This window comes from Paenibacillus sp. FSL H8-0122, assembly GCF_038005345.1.
Classification (GTDB): domain Bacteria; phylum Bacillota; class Bacilli; order Paenibacillales; family Paenibacillaceae; genus Paenibacillus_AQ.
The window spans coordinates 634,722-653,076 of record NZ_JBBOTB010000001.1; the positions used below are offsets into that span (position 1 = coordinate 634,722).

15 protein-coding genes are annotated in these 18,355 nt (G+C 56.3%); 14 read left to right on the forward strand and 1 reads right to left on the reverse strand.

Going from position 1 to position 18,355, the window contains the following annotated elements:
* Window positions 1-215 precede the first annotated feature (215 nt).
* From nifD to NSS64_RS02965, 14 genes are all read left to right on the forward strand, one after another.
* Window positions 216-1,673 (forward strand): nitrogenase molybdenum-iron protein alpha chain, encoded by a 1,458-nt coding sequence (gene nifD / locus NSS64_RS02900; RefSeq protein ID WP_340994233.1) that lies wholly within the window; start codon window positions 216-218, stop codon window positions 1,671-1,673.
* The gene (gene nifK, locus NSS64_RS02905) at window positions 1,670-3,229 is read left to right on the forward strand and encodes a nitrogenase molybdenum-iron protein subunit beta (RefSeq protein ID WP_341139151.1); all 1,560 of its coding nucleotides are present in this window, start codon (window positions 1,670-1,672) and stop codon (window positions 3,227-3,229) included. Before nifD ends, nifK begins: the two co-directional genes overlap by 4 nt.
* A 56-nt stretch (window positions 3,230-3,285) precedes the next feature.
* Window positions 3,286-4,650 carry a nitrogenase iron-molybdenum cofactor biosynthesis protein NifE gene (gene nifE, locus NSS64_RS02910; RefSeq protein ID WP_341139152.1) on the forward strand — a complete coding sequence of 455 codons (1,365 nt, stop codon included), beginning with the start codon at window positions 3,286-3,288 and terminating at the stop codon, window positions 4,648-4,650.
* Window positions 4,640-5,968, forward strand: coding sequence for a nitrogenase iron-molybdenum cofactor biosynthesis protein NifN (gene nifN / locus NSS64_RS02915; protein WP_341139153.1), 1,329 nt, complete (start codon window positions 4,640-4,642; stop codon window positions 5,966-5,968). Before nifE ends, nifN begins: the two co-directional genes overlap by 11 nt.
* Window positions 5,943-6,353 carry a nitrogen fixation protein NifX gene (nifX, locus tag NSS64_RS02920; RefSeq protein WP_341139154.1) on the forward strand — a complete coding sequence of 137 codons (411 nt, stop codon included), beginning with the start codon at window positions 5,943-5,945 and terminating at the stop codon, window positions 6,351-6,353. Before nifN ends, nifX begins: the two co-directional genes overlap by 26 nt.
* Entirely contained in the window at window positions 6,337-6,903 is a 567-nt protein-coding gene (locus NSS64_RS02925) for a DUF269 domain-containing protein (RefSeq protein WP_341139155.1), read from the forward strand. The genes nifX and NSS64_RS02925 overlap by 17 nt, the downstream gene beginning before the upstream one ends.
* A 254-nt stretch (window positions 6,904-7,157) precedes the next feature.
* The gene (locus NSS64_RS02930) at window positions 7,158-7,910 is read left to right on the forward strand and encodes a HesA/MoeB/ThiF family protein (protein WP_341139156.1); all 753 of its coding nucleotides are present in this window, start codon (window positions 7,158-7,160) and stop codon (window positions 7,908-7,910) included.
* Complete coding sequence (locus NSS64_RS02935) at window positions 7,907-9,049, forward strand: homocitrate synthase/isopropylmalate synthase family protein (RefSeq protein ID WP_341139157.1); 1,143 nt, start codon at window positions 7,907-7,909, stop codon at window positions 9,047-9,049. Before NSS64_RS02930 ends, NSS64_RS02935 begins: the two co-directional genes overlap by 4 nt.
* 150 nt (window positions 9,050-9,199) lie before the next feature.
* Window positions 9,200-10,009 carry a Cof-type HAD-IIB family hydrolase gene (locus tag NSS64_RS02940; protein WP_340938491.1) on the forward strand — a complete coding sequence of 270 codons (810 nt, stop codon included), beginning with the start codon at window positions 9,200-9,202 and terminating at the stop codon, window positions 10,007-10,009.
* A 467-nt stretch (window positions 10,010-10,476) separates the two neighbouring features.
* On the forward strand, window positions 10,477-11,703 hold the full coding sequence (locus NSS64_RS02945) for a BclA C-terminal domain-containing protein (RefSeq protein WP_341139158.1): 1,227 nt from the start codon (window positions 10,477-10,479) through the stop codon (window positions 11,701-11,703).
* A gap of 343 nt (window positions 11,704-12,046) precedes the next feature.
* A complete protein-coding gene (locus NSS64_RS02950; RefSeq protein ID WP_341139159.1) occupies window positions 12,047-13,753 on the forward strand; it encodes a glycoside hydrolase family 13 protein in 1,707 nt (568 codons plus the stop codon).
* A 319-nt stretch (window positions 13,754-14,072) separates the two neighbouring features.
* Window positions 14,073-14,810: a class I SAM-dependent methyltransferase gene (locus NSS64_RS02955; protein ID WP_341139160.1), complete on the forward strand. Its 738-nt coding sequence runs from the start codon at window positions 14,073-14,075 to the stop codon at window positions 14,808-14,810.
* A 41-nt stretch (window positions 14,811-14,851) separates the two neighbouring features.
* Window positions 14,852-15,847: an MBL fold metallo-hydrolase gene (locus tag NSS64_RS02960; RefSeq protein ID WP_341139161.1), complete on the forward strand. Its 996-nt coding sequence runs from the start codon at window positions 14,852-14,854 to the stop codon at window positions 15,845-15,847.
* Window positions 15,848-16,900: 1,053 nt separating this feature from the next.
* Window positions 16,901-17,473: a TetR/AcrR family transcriptional regulator gene (locus NSS64_RS02965; RefSeq protein ID WP_341139162.1), complete on the forward strand. Its 573-nt coding sequence runs from the start codon at window positions 16,901-16,903 to the stop codon at window positions 17,471-17,473.
* Window positions 17,474-17,519: 46 nt separating this feature from the next.
* Here NSS64_RS02965 and NSS64_RS02970 read toward each other — a convergent pair whose 3' ends face one another.
* On the reverse strand, window positions 17,520-18,323 hold the full coding sequence (locus NSS64_RS02970) for a hypothetical protein (RefSeq protein ID WP_340938501.1): 804 nt from the start codon (window positions 18,321-18,323) through the stop codon (window positions 17,520-17,522).
* Window positions 18,324-18,355: the final 32 nt, after the last annotated feature.

Consider the following 18,355-nt stretch of genomic DNA (forward strand, 5'->3'; position numbering starts at 1 on the left):
TGAAGAACTTAACAAAAAGCGTAAAGAAGCGGAGGGGAAATTTGGAACTGGAGGAGCGATAGCGTCCGCCTTTGTCTCCGGATGTTATCCGCTAAGCGGAATAATAAAAAACATCTGGAGACAACAGCGGCTGGAAGTCCAAATGTTCACCGCAGTGACGACCACGCTTAACGTTCAACTCTTAAGTAAGCCATTAACAGAAGGAGGATCAAACCATGGGACTGAGTATTGAAGAGAATCAGAAGCTGGTTGAGGAGATTCTGGAAGCCTATCCCAAAAAGGCGCGGAAGGACCGCGAGAAGCATTTTCAGGTGGCGGATGAAAAGGCCATTGATTGCAGCACCTGTGCGGTGAAGTCCAATATCAAATCCCGTCCGGGTGTCATGACCCCGCGCGGCTGCGCCTATGCCGGCTCCAAAGGGGTGGTCTGGGGTCCGATCAAGGATATGGTCCATATCAGTCACGGCCCGGTTGGCTGCGGACAGTATAGCTGGGGCTCGCGCCGTAACTTTGCGAACGGGACGCTTGGCATCGATAATTTTACGGCTATGCAGATTACCAGTGATTTTCAGGAGACGGATATTGTGTTCGGCGGGGATAAGAAGCTGGCCGTCATTATGCGCGAGATTACCGAGATGTTCCCGCTGGCTAAGGGGATCTCTGTCCAGTCGGAATGTCCGGTGGGGCTGATCGGCGATGATATCGAAGCGGTGTCGAAGAAGATGTCCAAGGAGCTGGAAATGCCGATTGTTCCGGTACGCTGCGAGGGCTTCCGCGGGGTCAGCCAGTCGCTGGGCCATCATATTGCGAACGATGCGATCCGTGACTTCGTGATGGGCCGTGCCGAGCTGGCTGAGACCGGTCCCTACGATGTGAATATCATAGGTGACTATAATATTGGCGGCGACGCCTGGGCCTCCCGTATCCTGCTGGAAGAGATGGGCCTGCGTGTCATTGCCCAGTGGTCCGGTGACGGCTCTCTGAACGAACTGGAGGTAGCCCACAAGGCGAAGCTGAACCTGATCCACTGCCACCGTTCCATGAACTATATGGTGGATCATATGGAGAAGGCCTACGGCATCCCTTGGCTGGAATACAATTTCTTCGGACCTACGAAGACGTATGAGAGCCTGCGGGCGATTGCAGCGCTTTTCGATGACACGATTCAGGAGAACTGCGAGCAGATGATCGCCAGATACAAGCCGGTTATGGATGCGGTGATCCGCAAATACAGACCGCGCCTGGAGAATAAGACCGTCATGCTGATGATCGGGGGCCTGCGTTCCCGCCACACCATCGGAGCTTATGAAGATCTGGGGATGGATATCGTAGCCTCCGGTTATGAATTCGCCCACAAGGATGACTATGAGAAGATGCTCCCGATGCTTGCCGAGGGAACCATTGTCATGGATGATCCTACAGCTTATGAGCTGGAAGAGCTCACGAAGAAGATGAACATTGATCTGGTGGGCTCAGGCGTGAAGGAGAAATATGTCTATCACAAAATGGGTGTGCCGTTCCGCCAGATGCATTCATGGGATTACAGTGGCCCGTATCACGGCTTTGACGGCTTTAAGGTGTTCGCTAAGGATATGGATATGACCGTGAACAGCCCGGTATGGGATCTGGTGGGCAGACAAGGCACAAGGAAGCCGGAGGAGGCGGGCGTATGAGCAGGGATAAACTGAATATTAAAGATAATACCAGCTTGTTCAAGGAAGAGCGTTATGTGCAGCAGCGGGAGAACAAGAAGCAGTTCGAAGCGCCCTGCAGCGAGCAGGAGACCGCCGAAGCACTCGCTTACTCCAAGTCCGCCGAATATATGGAGAAGAATTTCAGCCGCCAGAATGTGGTGATCAATCCGCATAAAGCATGCCAGCCGCTGGGTTCAGTCATGGCCGCACTCGGATTCGAGAAGACGCTGCCGTTCGTACACGGGTCGCAGGGCTGCAACGCCTACTTCCGCAGCCATCTCAGCCGCCACTTCAAGGAGCCTACGCCGTCCGTATCCACGTCCATGACAGAGGATGCAGCTGTATTCGGCGGGATGAATAACCTGATTGACGGTCTGGAGAACAGTGTCGCCTTGTACAAACCGGAGATGGTTGCAATCTGTACCACCTGTATGGCTGAGGTCATCGGGGATGACCTGAACTCTTTTATCGGCAATGCCCGCATTAAAGGGGTGATCAGTGAGGAATATCCGGTGGCCTACTGCAACACGCCAAGCTTCGTCGGCTCTCATATCACTGGCTACGATGCCATGATCAAGGTTATCCTGAGCTACCTCTACACCCGTTCGGGTATTGAGAGCCATCCCGGAAGCGGTGCGGAGAGCGGAGAGAAGCTGAATGTGATGCTGGGCTTTGAGCCGTACACCGGCAACTTTGCAGAGCTGCGCAAGATTCTGGGAGCCTTCGATACCAAGTACACCATACTTGGAGACCACAGCGGGAACTACGATTCACCGGCAACCGGTGAGTATGAATACTACTACGGCGGCACCAAGCTTGTGGATGTTCCGCAGGCAGCCAATGCGCTTGCAACCCTGTCCCTGCAAAAGTATACGCTGAAGAAGACCCAGGAATATATCAGCGGCACCTGGAACCAGCAGCTGGCAGCGTTATCCACGCCGCTGGGCATTAAGGGTACAGATACGCTGCTGGCTACGATCAGTGAGCTGACCGGCCTCCCGATTCCAGCAGTGCTTACGGAAGAACGCGGCCGTGTCGTGGATGCGCTGATGGACAGTCATCCTTACCTGCATGGCAAGCGGGTAGCGCTGGTAGGCGACCCGGATCTGCTTATTGGCCTGATCGGCTTCTGCCTGGAGACCGGGATGGAGCCGGTGCACATTATCTGCTCGAACGGTGATGTGGACTTCAATGAAGTGAAGTTCAAGGACGAAGCCGAAGCGCTGCTGGCGGCAAGCCCGTATGGCACCGAGGCTACTGTGCATGTCGGCAGAGACCTGTGGCATATGCGCTCGCTGCTGCTGAATGACAAGGTGGATCTGGCGATTGGCAGCTCCCATCTGAAATTTGCCGCCAAGGATGCGGAGGTGCCGCTGGTGCGGGTCGGCTTCCCGATCTTCGACCGCCATCACATGCACCGTTATCCGATTATCGGGTATCAGGGAACACTTAATCTGCTCAGTCTGATCGTGAACACGATTCTGCAGCAGCTTGATGATCATAACTCCGGCTTTAATTTTGAGCTGGTGCGCTAACTGCGCGTAAGCCTGGTGTGAATTCCAGCATCTTAAGCGAAGGAGATGAAGAGCCAATGGACCCTTTACGGCAAGATGAATTTGATTCCCAGGCTTGCGGGAGCATAGCGCCTAAGGCGAAGCCCTGTCCAAGGCCCAAGCCGGGCGAAGCTGCTGGAGGCTGCTCCTTCGACGGAGCCCAGATCACGCTGCTGCCGATTATGGATGCTGCACATCTGGTTCATGGACCGATTGCCTGCGCCGGAAACAGCTGGGAGAGCAGAGGCGCGTTATCCAGCGGCCCCTCTCTGTCCCAATACGGCTTCGCTACGGATCTTACGGATTCTGATATTATTTTTGGCGGCGAGAAGAAATTGAAGGACAGCATTGATTATATTGCCGGGCGCTTTGCGCCTCCGGCAATATTTGTATATTCAACCTGCGTGACCGCGCTGACCGGCGAAGATCTGGATGCGGTCTGCAGGGAGGCGGCGGACCGGATCGGGATTCCTGTGATCCCGGTGAACAGCCCTGGCTTCGTCGGCAGCAAGAATCTCGGGAACCGGCTGGCCGGGGATGCGCTGCTGCAGTATGTCATCGGGACGGGAGAGCCGGAGCCGGAGACGGATATCGGGGTTAATCTGATCGGGGAGTACAATATCGCCGGTGAGATGTGGGATATTGAGAAGCTGATGAACAGCGCCGGGATCGCTGTAACCTCGCGGATTACGGGGGATGCCCGCTATAAGGAGATTACATGGGCGCACCGGGCGAGAGTGAACATGGTGGTCTGCAGCCGGGCGCTGCTCGGCCTTGCCAAGGAGATGGAGTCGAGATACGGCATCCCGTATTTCGAAGGCTCGTTCTATGGTGCGAAGGAGACGACCTATTCGCTGCGCCAGATGGCCTATCTGATGAATGACCGGGAGATGGAGCGGCGTGTGGACCGGCTCACCGAGCGGGAGGAGGCCCGCTTAAGCCAGGAGCTGCGGCCTTACCGCAAGCTGCTGAGGGGGAAGCGGGCCGTACTCTATACGGGCGGGGTCAAAAGCTGGTCCGTCATCTCGGCCCTGAAGGAGCTGGGCGTTCAGGTCGTCGGGGTAGGCACGAACAAAAGCACGGAGGAGGATGTGCGGCGGATTGCCGACCGTGTGGGCGATGATACAGAATACATTCCCGAGGGCGGGGCCAGCCGGATTATCAAGACGGTAAGAGAGCGCAAGGCGGATATTATGATTGCCGGCGGCCGCAATATGTATGTGGCAATGAAAGAGCAGATTCCCTTCATTGATATTAATCAGGAGCGCCACAAAGCGTATGCCGGATATGAAGGGCTGTTGCGGCTGGCCAAAGAGCTGACCTATTCGCTTGCGAACCCGATCTGGAAGCTGGCGGCAAGCCCTGCTCCCTGGGATAAGGAGGCGCCGCCCTATGACCGTTAACCGGAGAAAAAAGCCCGCCTCGGTCAACCCGATGAAGATCGGGCAGTCGCTGGGTGCCGTACTGGCATTGCAGGGCTGCTACCGGGCCATGCCGCTGATTCACGGCTCCCAGGGCTGCTCCGCTTTTCCGAAGGCGCTCCTGACCCGTCATTTCCGGGAACCGATTGCCGTGCAGACCTCGGCGCTGCAGGAGATGGATGTCATCTTCGATGCCAACCGCAATCTGGAGGAGGCGCTGAATCTGGTGCTGAGCAAGCACCGCCCGGATATTATCGGCATCATTGGGACGGAATTGACCGATGTAGCCGGTGTGGATTATCAGAATATGCTTAAGTCGTATAAAAGAGAGCGGAATTTGCGCGGAGGTCTCGCCTTCTCGGTTGTGCTGCCTGATTTTCGCGGATCGCTGGAATCGGGCTTCAGCTCTACGGTGGAGGCCATGATTGACGAGATGATCCAGCAAGTAGGACACCGGGGGCAAAGAAGCGTGAATGCCCGGCAGATTACCCTGCTGCCCGGCTCGTTCTTAACCCCGGCCGATGTGATGGAACTGAAGGAGATCATCTCCTCCTTCGGCTTCGAGGTGATCGCTCTGCCGGATATCTCGACCTCCTTGTCCGGCCATCTGCTTACCGGCTTCTCGCCGCTGACGCGCGGCGGGGTTCCGCTGGACTCTATGCTCCAGAGCCTGCAGTCCGGGCTGACGATTGCCGTGGGCGGCAGCATGGAACGTCCGGCCAGACGGCTGCATAATGCCATAGGCACTCCGTATAAGGTATTCGAAGGGGCAATGGGGCTTAAGGCGACCGATGAACTACTGCATTTCCTGCATCAGATCAGCGGGGAGCCGGTGCCGCTGCGGTATTGCTGGCAGCGGGAGAATCTCCTCGACAGCATGCTGGACGCCCATTTTCAATTTGCCGGAATGTCGGTGGTTGCCGCATTGGAACCGGATCATCTGCATTCGGTCTCGGGGTGGCTGGAGGAGCTGGGCGTAGAGCAGAAGGCGCTGATCACTTCGTTCGAGACCCCGCTCATTGCCGGAATGGAGCGCGAGGTATGGGTGGGCGATTTGGATGATGCCGAGGTGCTGGGCAAGGGGGCGGATCTGTGGATCAGCAATTCCCACGGGATCGCCGGGGCGCAGCGGACGGGTGCCGCCTTCATGCCGGCCGGGTTCCCGGTCTGGAATGAGCTTGGGGCTTACATGTCCGTCTCCGTAGGGTACCGGGGAGCGATGGAATGGAGTAATAAGGCAGGGAATCTGTTCATGCAAAGGGAGGCAGGCAGCCGTGAAAGTAGCGTTCGCCACAGATGATGGAAGCCGTGTGAATGCGCATTTCGGACAGAGTCCGATGTTCGCTGTATATAATGTAACGAAAGCAGGAGCCGAGCTGGTGGAGCTGCGCAGGCTGTCAGCTGTGCCGAACCAGGATGAAGCAGGCAAAATCGACAGCCGCCTGGATTCCGTAGGCGACTGCACCCTGATCTTCATCATGCAGATCGGCGCTTCGGCCGCTGCGCGGGTAACACGCCGGAAGATTATGCCGGTGAAGGTTCCGCCCGGCAGCCCTATCGAGGAGCAGCTGAAGCGGCTGGTTGAGATGCTTCAGGGCAAGCCGCCGATGTGGCTGGCCAAGGTGCTGCGGGCAGAGGAAGCGGAAAAGAATGAAGGAGGGGATGCGGATGGAACCCATGGCTAATGAGAGTGCGGCGTGGCAGGGTACGGTAATTCCGGGAGCTTCGGCGCTGAGACAGCGCAGTCCCAGAGCGCGCAAGGAGCTGAATCCGGAGACCGCAGATGCCCTGATCCGGCGTCTGTGTCATCTGCTGGATGCTGGAGATTTCTTCGGACGCAGCAGCAGCCTTCCTCCGCTGGAGAAGATCGCGAAGCTGTTCCTGGCATCTGCCGGGGACAAGGATCAATCGGAATTCAACTGCGCGGTGTCGCCCAAGGTCCGCCAGCAGGTGCCGTTGCTGTTCCAGGCCATGGCGGGCGTCATGGAGGAGAGAACCGGCCTGATGATCCAGAGTACAGCGGAGATTAACGGCGAGGGCTTCGGACGGGGGCTGCTCTACAGCGGCAGAGTCATTGTGGTGCTTAAGAGCCTGCGGGCCGGCTTTCCCTTCCCGTTCACTTCGGCTGAGAAGACGATTTCGTACGGGGTGGAGTGTATTGAAGAAGGAATGGTTTGGCTGGAGAAATATAAGGAGCTGACTTCAGCGCATGGCCTGCTTAGCCTGGAGGGCTAGGGGAAGAAAGGAATATCTATATAAGAAACACTAAAAAAAATAACAAAAAGCAAAAGAAGCGGAGGGGAAATTTGGAACTGAAGGAGCGGTAGCGACCGCCTTTGTCAACGGATTTCGACCGCGAACAGCGGGAAAATTCAAGAAATCTGTTGACAATAGCGGCCGGAAGTCCAAATGTTCACCGCAGTGACGATAAAGCTTCAAGTTTAAACCTTAAGTGCGTCTTATATAACTGGTAACAGGGGGAGTCAGGGATGGAGCAGCTTGCCGGAGGGTTGGAGCTGGAACGGTACACCCGGCAGCTGAAGCTGCTCGGGGAAGACGGGCAGAAGGCGTTGAAGGAAGCGACGGTTATGGTCGCCGGAATCGGCGGGCTTGGCGGAACGGCTGCCCTCTATTTGGCGGCGGCTGGCGTGGGCAGGCTTATTTTGGCTCATGAGGGAGTAATTGTGGCCCCGGATCTGAACCGGCAGATTCTAATGGACAGTGAGCATCTCGGCCGGGAGCGGATGAGTACGGCGATTGCCCGGCTGAAGCAGCTGAATCCGCAGGTAGAGATTGAAGGCTATAATTCCAGAATTGAATATCCTCAGGCACGCCCCTGGGTAGAAGCTGCCGATCTTGTGATCGATGCCCGGTACGACTTCCCTGAGCGGTATGCACTGAACCGGCTGTGTGTCGATACGAATACACCGATGGTGGAGGCAGCCATGTATGGCTTTGAAATATCGCTCACTACAGTGATTCCCGGGCTTACACCATGCCTCGAATGCCTGTATCCGGAACTGCCGCCGCAGTGGGAGCCGCTGGGGTTCCCGGTTCTGGGCGCCACCTCCGGGATTGCCGGTTGTCTGGCAGCGCTGGAGGCCGTAAAATGGATTACAGGGGTAGGGACAACTTACGCGGGCGTAATGCATCGCTTCAGCTCACTCGACTTCGCCTGTTATAGCGTCCGTATTGCCCGTAATCCGAATTGCGCTTGCTGCGGAGAGGGAGGTAAACCGTGAAACGTCTCAAGCTATGTGACACGACACTGAGGGATGGTGAACAGGCGGCTGGAGTATCATTCACGAGGGCGGAAAAGCTGGAAATCGCAAAGTTGCTGTCGGAGAGCGGAGTAGAGCAGGCAGAGGTAGGCATTCCTGCCATGGGCAAGCGGGAGCAGGAGGATATTGCCGCTGTGGCTGAGCTGGGATTACCGATGAAGCTAATGACATGGAACCGCTCGGTCCCCGGAGATATTGACAAGGCCAAGGCTACCGGCGTGAACTGGAGCCATATCTCCATTCCGGTGTCGGAGATTCAGCTGCAGGGCAAGCTGGGGCTGACGCCCCGGGAAGGTCTGAACAAGCTGCTGCGTACCGTGGAATACGGGATGCGGCAAGGCATGACCGTATCGGCAGGTATGGAGGATTCCTCCAGGGCGGAGTTGAGCTTCCTGATCGAAGTGGTGAATACCTTATACAAGGAGGGAATCCGCAGGTTCCGGTATGCAGATACCGTCTCGGCCCATCATCCGGGCCAGATGGCAGAGCGGGTAAGCCGGCTGCTGGGAGAAGTGCCTGAGGATGTGGAGCTGGAGGTACACTGCCACAATGACTTCGGGTTGGCCTGCGCGAACACACTCAGTGGCATAGCTGCCGGAGCGGTGTGGGCCAGTACGACGGTGGCCGGGATCGGCGAGAGGACCGGCAATGCGGCCATGGAGGAAGTTGCCATGGCCTGGCGCTATTTGTACGGCGGGAAATGCGAGGTCAGGCTGGAGGGGCTCCAGGTCCTCGCCGACAAGGTCATTGCCGCGTCCGGCCGCAGTGTCGGCGATGCGAAGCCGGTCGTGGGACAGCTCGCCTTCACCCATGAATCCGGGATTCATGTGGACGGGCTGATGAAGGAGCAGGAGACGTATCAGTTCTTCGATCCGGCGGTGGTCGGCCGCGCGCACCGCTATGTGCTGGGTAAGCATTCCGGCAGCGGCGGCGTGGCCCATGTGCTGGAGCAGCTGGGACTTGCAGTCAGCGCCGAGACTGCCGGCCGTCTGCTGGAGAAGGTCCGGGCATACGCGGAGGCCCGTAAGGGCACTGTGCCGGAAGTCATGCTGCTGCAGTGGCTGATGGAAGAGCAGCAGCGCGCACAGAATGCGGTATAATATATTTTTAACTATACGGATGCATAAGCTGGGCTGTCCTCCATGTGGAGTGCGGCGCAGCTTTTTTTTGAAAATATATCCGGGTCTGGCAGGCCGGGGGGAGAATAGACTCCACTTTGGCGGAGGATTTTGTTACAATTTGAGCAGGTTATGAATAGGCAGAGCGTATGGAGAAGGGAAGGCATCACTTTGAAGAAAACGATTTTTTTCGATATTGACGGTACGATCTATGATGAAGAGAAGAATATTCCGGCTTCCACCAGAGAAGCGATAGCGGAGCTGAAGAGACGCGGGCACCATGTAGCGATTGCTACCGGAAGAGCGGATTATATGTTCGAGGGACTGCGCGAGGAGCTGGGAATCGACTCGTATGTCTCGCTGAACGGGCAGTATGCAGTCTATGAAGGGAAGCCGGTGTACAAGAACCCGATTGCGACCGGCGTGCTGGAGGAGCTGACCTTGTTCGCGGAGAAGCTGGATCACCCTGTTGCGTATACGGATACGGCGGGCATGAGAGTGAATGTGGCCGATCATGAGTACATCAATACGAGCGTAGGTTCGCTGAAGCTGGTATTTCCGACGCATGACGCTGGATATTTCCTGAAGAATGACATCTATCAGGCGATGATCTTCTGTCCGCAGGAGAGTCAGCAGATCTATGCCGAGCGGTACCCGGAGCTGAATTTCATCCGCTGGCACCCGTTCTGTATGGATGTACTGCCCGGCAACGGCTCCAAAGCGAACGGGATCGCGGAGATGCTGAAGGTGATCGGGGTGGAGAAGGAAGAGGTCTATGCTTTTGGCGATGGCCTGAATGATGTGGAGATGCTGGGGTATGTCGGGTATGGCATTGCCATGGGCAACGGCGAGAAGGCAGCGAAGGCGGCGGCCTCCTTCATTACGAAGTCTGTCCGTGAGGACGGGATCTATGAAGGCTTGAAGATGGTCGGGCTGCTGTAGATAGGGGCACTCGGTTGCTAGGGTCTCACTTCATTGAACTCTTAAGGGGATATTCTTACTCCCGGATTTAGCATGGTGCTTTACTGGACGAGTATTCGATTGCAGTTTATGCAATGGAATACTCTTTTTTTTGCATTTTGAACGGTTTCTATTGCACTCTATACAGCAGAGAAGTAGACGAATAGGTCCATCTGAGGACTCTGCACCGAAATCTACTGTATGAACTGCAATCAAGTGTGATCACCGGGGCAATGAAGGCGGTTTGTCCGGCAATAGTATATGTTTTTGGTGGACGGGTGGTGAGCGGGTATGAGAACAAATTTCGGCCTGACGGGGTGAATTGAGCTTGTCCATCCTGTACAATTAACCACTTTTCCATAAAATAAATATTTGCCTACGGGATGAATGTCCATGCCCCCTCTGGGTAAACGGAGTAGGATACATAAAGTCTATAGGAGGTGTCAAATATGGGTCGTACGGAACATAAGAAGAAAAAGCGGAGCTGCACAGAGGAGTTTGCCGGATGCCCTCTGCCAAGAGCGAAACGTCCCGCGACAAAACGGAAGGACAACAAATGCGGCTGCAAGAAAATTATCGTCAAACAGCAAATTGTCCGCGTCAATATTCCATTAGGTGCGCTGGGGGCCGCGGGTGCGGCAGGAGCCTTAAGCGCGGCAGGCGCTGTTGAAGCGCTGGGAGCTGCGGGAGCCGCAGGTGCAGCAGGTGCGCTCGGTGCAGCGGGAGCAGCCGGAGCGCTGGGCGAACAGGGAACCGCAGGGGCACTGGGGGCAATTGGCGCGGCCGGAGCACTTGGCGCCGCAGGTGCAGCCGGTGCCGCAGGTGCCCGTGGAGCCGCAGGTGCAGCCGGGCTGTTGGGCGCAGCCGGAGCAGTCGGGGGGCTGGGCGCAGCCGGTACCCAAGGTGCGCTCGGCGCTGCGGGAGCGGCCGGAGCATTAGGCGCGGCCGGAGCGCTGGGCGGGATCGGTCCGGCGGGCCCAGCGGGGCCAGCTGGAGCGGCAGGAGCCATCGGCCCGGCGGGGCCAGCGGGAACGGCAGGAGCTACCGGCCCGGCGGGGCCAGCTGGAGCGGCAGGAGCCATCGGCCCGGCGGGGCCAGCGGGAACGGCAGGAGCTACCGGCCCGGCGGGGCCAGCGGGAACGGCAGGAGCAGCGGGGGCCACAGGTGCTACGGGAGTAGCGGGGCCCGCTGGAGCAACGGGTGCAACAGGAGTTGCCGGTCCAGCCGGGGCAACGGGAGCGACGGGTGCCACAGGGGCAGCCGGTGGAATTGCCCAGTTCGGATACGTCTATAACCTCGGCGCGCAGGTAGTGCCGATTGAGGCAGATGTGTCTTTTGATACGAATGGGTTGTTAACTCCCGGAATCACACATGCCCCTGGTACAACTACAATATCGGTAACCAATGCGGGGAGCTATGAGGTTAATTTCTCCGTATCCGGAGTGGAGCCCGGCCAATTTGCATTATTCGTAAACGGGGCGCAGGTTCCGGGAACAGTCTATGGTTCGGGTGCAGGCACCCAGCAGAACACCGGGCAGGCGATCATCGCATTATCGTCAGGCGATGTGCTGACGCTTCGGAATCACAGCTCGGCTGCCGCAGTCACTCTGCAGACGCTGGCTGGAGGAACACAAGCCAATGTCAATGCTTCGATTGTCATTAAGCAGCTGGCTTAGTACAGCATCAGTACCAAGAAGTGAATTCATTCACCATGAGCAATTTATGGGGTTCGGTTTAACGTATCACCGGTAATAAATTAGACGATTTAGATGTACGGAATGCAATTAGGCGTACCGTATGTAGCGTCATCGCTCGGTTTTCGACCAGAATATTTTCACTTATTGGGCCGGATACGTGCCGGCAGAAGGCGGGGTACCCGATCAGGTATCCGGCCTTTCTTTTTGCCGCAAAGGTCCATCAGGCATGTGAATACGAAGGTTGGTTGAAGGCGGTTGTTCTGGTTAAAATATATTAATGTGTCTTATGCAGCAGGAATCGAGAGAAGCGGAGGTATCTGAAGTGAACCCTAAATGGTGGAAAGAGAGTGTTGTCTACCAGATCTATCCGATCAGCTTCATGGACAGTAACGGTGACGGCATTGGAGATCTGCGCGGGATCTTATCGAAGCTTGACTACTTGCAGGACCTCGGCGTGGATGTGATCTGGGTCTGCCCGATTTATAAATCCCCGAATCATGACAATGGCTATGATATCAGCGACTATTGCGACATTATGAAGGAATTTGGCACGATGGATGACTTCGACCTGCTGCTGCGCGAGATGCATTCCCGCGGCATGAAGCTGATGATGGACCTGGTGCTGAATCATACCTCGCATGAGCATCCGTGGTTCGTGGAATCCAGAAGCTCGAAGGACAATCCCAAGCGTGACTATTATATATGGCGAAAAGGTAAAAACGGTGGTCCGCCGAACAACTGGGAATCCTACTTCAGCGGTTCGGTCTGGGAGCTTGATCCCCGTACGGATGAATATTACCTGCATCTGTATTCCCGGTTCCAGCCCGATCTCAACTGGGAGAATCCTGCTGTAATCGACAAGCTGCATGAGATGGTGCAGTGGTGGCTGAAGAAGGGTGTAGATGGCTTCCGCTTCGATGCAATTGCCCATATCGTGAAGGCGGAAGGCTACCCGGATGCCCTGAATCCCGGCGGCACCCCCACTGTCCGCGCCTATGACATGTTCTCGAACCTGAATCATGTGCATACCCTGCTGCAGAATCTGCACGATCAGGTGCTCTATTACTACGACATCATGACGGTAGGGGAGACCTCGGGCCTCGGGCCGGAGCAGGCGCTGGATTATGTCGGTGACGGACGCCGCGAGCTGAATATGACCTTTCAGTTCGAGCATATGAATCTGGATGCCGCTTCGCCGGGCAGCGGGAAGTGGGATGTCGTGCCCTGGAAGCTGACGGACCTGAAGACCATCATCAGCGATTGGCAGACCGTGCTGCATAACCGGGGCTGGAACGCCAACTATCTGTGTAACCATGATCAGCCGCGCTCGGTATCGCGGTTCGGGGATGACCTGTACTACCGGGTACCGTCGGCCAAGATGCTCGCCACCTTCATTCATATGCTTGAAGGCACGCCGTACATTTATCAGGGTGAGGAGATCGGCATGACCAATGTAGCCTTCGAGTCGATCGATGATTACCGGGATGTGGAGACCTTGAACTATTATGAGGAAAAGCGCAACGCCGGTGTTCCCGAAGCCGACATCATGGCGGCAATTCATACCAAGAGCCGTGACAACGCCCGGACTCCGATGCAATGGGATGATGGCGAGGAAGGCGGGTTCACCACAGGTACGCCCTGGATCAGGGTTAACTCGAACTCCCGGGAGATCAATGCTGCCAGCAGCGTCAAGGACCCGGACTCTATTTTCAACTATTATAAGAAGCTGATCCAGCTGCGCAAAAAACATCAGGTCATCGTCTATGGTGAATACGGACTGCTGCTGAAGGAGCATCCCGAAATCTATGCCTATACCCGGACGCTGGAGGACGAGCGCCTGCTCGTGATCCTGAATTTCTTCGGGCATGAGCCGGTATTCGAGCTGCCGGAGGAATTTCAGCCGGCCGCGAAGCTGGAGCTGCTGATCTCCAATTATGAGCCTGCTCAGGAGGAGGATCTCCAGCAGTTGAAGCTCCGCCCTTATGAAGCGCGCGTGTATCTGCAGCGGATAGATAAGGGTCCTGCTTAAGCGAATCCAAGCGATAATTGAGCATAGAACCGAACGAATGCAGAACCGAACCTATAGATGTGCAGCAGGCCTGGCGGGAACGCCGGGACTGCTGTTTGTTATGCGGAAGACTGAATACATATGCGCCGCGAGGTATTGCGAATTATTTTGTTTTTTGTCCACACTGTGATCCGGTTCCTCTAATTATAAATAAAATATTATGTGTTGCAGGTCTGTGACTTCGCTGGGCTTCTATAGTAAAAGGCGGTACAATAGGCGTTATTAGAGACAGGGATAAGCCCGTGCGGTGAAGCGGGGTATGGAGGGAGCCAGGAGAGAGATGAGTGAGTGGTATGAGAAATGTTTTGGCGAGGACTATCTGATTGTATACAAACACAGGGATTTCAGCGGTGCGCGTCATGAGGTGGAGAGCCTGATCCAGTGGCTTGGCCTGCCCCGGGGCGCGAAGGTACTAGACCTCTGCTGCGGCATGGGCCGCCATTCGCTGGCTCTGTCGCAGGCTGGCTATGAAGTAACGGGTGTGGATCTGTCGGAGGTGCTGCTGCGTGAGGCGCGTGCACAGGCGGGTGCCGAGCAGGTAACCTGGCTGCGCTCGGATATGCGTGAGCTTCCGCTTACGGGCGGCTTCGATGCTGTGGTCAATTTGTTCACTTCTTTTGGGTATTTTGAAGAGGATGAGGAGCAGATTAAGGTGCTTAAGGAGATCCGCCGGATGCTGAAGCCGGGTGGCCGGTTCCTCATTGATTTTCTGAACCCGGCCTACGTCATCCGCCATCTGGTGCCCCATTCGGTCCGGGAGGATGGAGATATCACGATTGACGAGACCCGCCGGATCGAGGAGGGGTACGTGAAAAAGGAGATCCTGCTGACCTCGAAGGCTGGGGGCGCTCCGGCCCGCAAGTGCCAGGAACGGGTGAAGCTCTACACGCTGGAGGATTTCCGCAGAATGCTTGACGCTGCCGGGCTGCGGCTGGATACCGTTCACGGCGGCTACGATGAAGAGGAATATGACGCTGAAGCCTCAGCCCGCATGATCTTCATGGGAGGTAGACCTTAGAGATGGCATCAGGGAGAGGGCTTAGAGGAGGCGAAGGAAGGTTGAACAAGGAGATCATTCAAGCTTGGGACGAAGGAGTTCTTCAGGTATCTGTACCAATGGGGCTGCCGCTGCGCCAGGTTAACAGCTATCTTCTGCCGGACAAGGACGGCAGGGTTACGGTCATTGATCCGGGCCCGCATACACCGGCTGCCGAGCTTGCCTGGCAGGGGGTACTCGAGGCGCTGAGCCTTACCTGGACGCAGGTGCGGGATATCGTGGTGACCCATCATCATCCCGACCATTACGGGCTGGCAGGCTGGATGCAGTCCCGCAGCGGAGCGCGGGTGTGGATGAGCGAGCGGGCGCATGCCGAGGCTGCCCTGGCCTGGGGGGACGAGGCGATTCTGAATGAGGCGCTGCCGCTCTTTTTCCGGCGGCATGGCATGCCGGAGGAGTGGCTTCTCGGTATCCGGGAGCATCTGGATAGCTTCCTGCCCGAGGTGACCCCGCAGCCGGAGGTCACCTATATCCATGCCGCGGAGCCGTTTGTGATGGGCAGCCGGAAATGGCAGCCCATTATCACAGGCGGGCATGCGCCGGGGCATGTGTCGTTCTACCACGGCGGCAGCGGGCAGATCCTCTGCGGCGATGCTGTGCTGCCGCAGATCTCGCCCAATGTCGGCCTGCAGCCGGGCAGCGATCCCCAGCCGCTGCTGACGTTCCTGGAGGGGCTGCGGGAGCTGCGCAGCCTGCGGGTTACGCTGGCGTTCCCGGGCCACCGGGAACCGTTCCCGGGCTTCACGGCGCGGGCGGACAGCCTGCTCCGGCATCATGAGGAGCGGCTGGATGCTACAGCCGCGCTGCTCGCGGGCGGACCGCAGAGCGGGTTCGCGGTCTGCGAGGGGTTGTTCCGCAGCCGGGTCGCGACAGCGCACCAGATGCGGTTCGCCATGAGCGAGGCGCTGGCCCATCTGGCCGAGCTGGTGCGCCGGGGACGGGCGGCCGAGACGGAGGCCGGGCCAGGCGGCGACCTGCTGTTCACGGCTGTGGAGTAGGCTGGCGCGGGAAATGAGCAGACAGCTGGCAGCAGATTACATCATATTGTAATCTGCTGCCGCCAACCCGCAGCTCATGACATGTAGTAGCTCATGACATGCAGTAGCTCATCACACGTGGCTCATCACACGCAACTCATCACACGTTGCCCATAACACGTGGCTCATAACATAACATGCAACTCACGACACGTAGCCCATAACACGCCCTCACAGCTCACAACACGTAGCCCATAACACGCCCACACAGCTCACGACAGGTAGCTCCCCATAACACGCCCACACAGCTCACGACAGGTAGCTCCCCATAACACGCCTACACAACTCACGACATGTAGCCCCCATAACACGCTGTAATGCCCCACTGCACACAACCCGCTGACCGAAAACCGCTCATTAGCCTGTTGTTACCCTCACACTATTCTAAAAACCTAGAAAACTGGAATTTCTGGAAGAAATGGCTAATTTGTTGGTGAAAACTTGTAGCCTGAAAACAACACTACTCATCTCCTCCCTCCTCCAAAGTCGGCTGTAAGCGGTGAGGTATGAGATTCAAAGGGATAAATCCCATTGATTTTGCTGAAAATGGCGGATGTGTAGAAATGAAAGGGATAAATCCCATTGATTCAGCTGAAAATGGCGGATGAGCAGAAATGAAAGGGATAAATCCCATTGATTCAGCTGGAAGTGGCGGATGTGTAGAAATGAAAGGGATAAATCCCATTGATTCAGCTAGAAATGGCAGCTGTGTAGAAATGAAAGGGATTAATCCCTTTAAGCAGTCTGAATGAAGAGCACAAGTGCCCCTGAATTCGCCCGAAAACGGGCGGGGAGCGTAAATGAAGAGCACAAGTGCCCCTGAATTCGCCGAAAACGGCCGAGGAGCGTAAATGAAGAGCACAAATGCCCCTGAATTCGCCGAAAGCGGGTGGGGAGCGTGAATGAAGAGCACAAGTGTTCCATAATCTTGCACACCTGTTGATTTTTTGACAACTGTTAAATATAATGAACCCAACTAAGAGCTCAGGGGAAGGAGATGTAAGAGGGATGGCGGTGGACAGGCGAATTGGGAAGACGCGGGATGCTATTTTTAAGGCGTTTCTTAGTCTGATGGAAGAGAAGAGCTTTGAGCAGATTACGGTACATGAGATTGCGGAGCGGGCTAATGTCAGCAGAGGGACTATCTATCTGCATTTTGTGGACAAATATGATCTGCTGGATCAGTGTGTGGAGAAGGAAATGACGGAGCTGCGTGACCGCTGTATGGGCGTCCAGGAGAATCTGGATTTCACCTCTTCCGGTCCTCTGCTGCGTACGGCTGAATATGTGGAGCAGCATGCTGCCGTCTTCATTACACTAATTAATAACAGCGGGATTCCTGCCTTCAGAAGCCGTCTGCATGCAATGTTGATGGAGGGACTGGCGGAGCAGATCGATATGGATGGGGTGAACCGGGGGATGAACAAGGAGATGCTGCTGCATTTTATGGCTTCGGCTACTGTGGGCGTAATGGAATGGTGGATTACACACTCGCTGCCGATTTCGGCCAAAAAGCTGATGGAGGATATTAGTATCCTCCTCGAACGCAATCAGATGGGACCGCCGCCGCTGGACGCTCTGCCCTAGACAATGAGCTGCCGGTGTCGTCCAGTGGCCTGCGGTTATCCCATTCCTAGGAATCCGGCTGGATCACCTTCATCTTGGACGGGTTGTTGATTTTGTATTTGACCGGGTGCTGGGAGAGCTTCTTAGCCACAATCTTCGCTTCAAAAGAAACAGGGTCGCCCTCCTTCAGCTCCAGCTTTTTCAGCGTCGCACTATGGCTTGACCAGACTTCGTCAATGGCCAGCTCATGCCCTTCTATCGCTACATTGTCATAGATAATCACTTCATCATCGTTATCCGAAAAGTGGTTGGGAACGGTCGTGAATTCCTTGACAACCGCTGTAACCTTGAGCTTGTCTTCCGGCAGCTGCAGGGCGGGCTTCTTTTTGGAGGCGGCTGGCTTGCGCGGCTTCTCTTCAAGAGCTGCTGTCTCCGCAGCAGTCACGCCTTCAGCAGCACTCCCGCTCTCTGAACGCTCCACAGCACCAGCACTCCCCGCACCCTCCTCAACCGGGTGGTTCTCCAGCAGCTCCTCAGCTGCGGCCTCTCCTGCAGCTTCTGCCGGGTCCTCGGACCGTGCATCCGCCGCTGCTTGCGCGCGCTGGCCGAAGCTGGCGGTCTGCATTTCTTTGAGGTACGCCGGGTGGATACAATGCTGCTGCTTATTCTCGAATTGGACCACCACCGTCTGATTATCCACGAACCCTATAATTTCACAAGGCAGGGTCAGGCCCTGCCGCTTGTACAGATAAGTCTTGACCCGGGTAGCTGAACCGGGCAGAAGATTCCATTCCTTACACCGCTCAATCCGCTCATCCTCACTCTCGAAATCCTGGACGGCCAGCGGCTCCACTACGAACGAATAGGTCATGCATACTTCGCACCTTTCCTTTTATGAATAAT

What these genes read in the sequence shown, in the direction of transcription:
- nifD (WP_340994233.1), top strand. Translation starts at nt 216, where the DNA reads ATGGGACTGAGTATTGAAGAGAATCAGAAGCTGGTTGAGGAGATTCTG.
- NSS64_RS02940 (WP_340938491.1), top strand. Translation starts at nt 9,200, where the DNA reads ATGAATAGGCAGAGCGTATGGAGAAGGGAAGGCATCACTTTGAAGAAA.
- NSS64_RS02945 (WP_341139158.1), top strand. Translation starts at nt 10,477, where the DNA reads ATGGGTCGTACGGAACATAAGAAGAAAAAGCGGAGCTGCACAGAGGAG.
- NSS64_RS02955 (WP_341139160.1), top strand. Translation starts at nt 14,073, where the DNA reads ATGAGTGAGTGGTATGAGAAATGTTTTGGCGAGGACTATCTGATTGTA.
- NSS64_RS02970 (WP_340938501.1), bottom strand. Translation starts at nt 18,323, where the DNA reads ATGACCTATTCGTTCGTAGTGGAGCCGCTGGCCGTCCAGGATTTCGAG.
- nifN (WP_341139153.1), top strand. Translation starts at nt 4,640, where the DNA reads ATGACCGTTAACCGGAGAAAAAAGCCCGCCTCGGTCAACCCGATGAAG.
- NSS64_RS02925 (WP_341139155.1), top strand. Translation starts at nt 6,337, where the DNA reads ATGGAACCCATGGCTAATGAGAGTGCGGCGTGGCAGGGTACGGTAATT.
- NSS64_RS02930 (WP_341139156.1), top strand. Translation starts at nt 7,158, where the DNA reads ATGGAGCAGCTTGCCGGAGGGTTGGAGCTGGAACGGTACACCCGGCAG.
- nifK (WP_341139151.1), top strand. Translation starts at nt 1,670, where the DNA reads ATGAGCAGGGATAAACTGAATATTAAAGATAATACCAGCTTGTTCAAG.
- nifE (WP_341139152.1), top strand. Translation starts at nt 3,286, where the DNA reads ATGGACCCTTTACGGCAAGATGAATTTGATTCCCAGGCTTGCGGGAGC.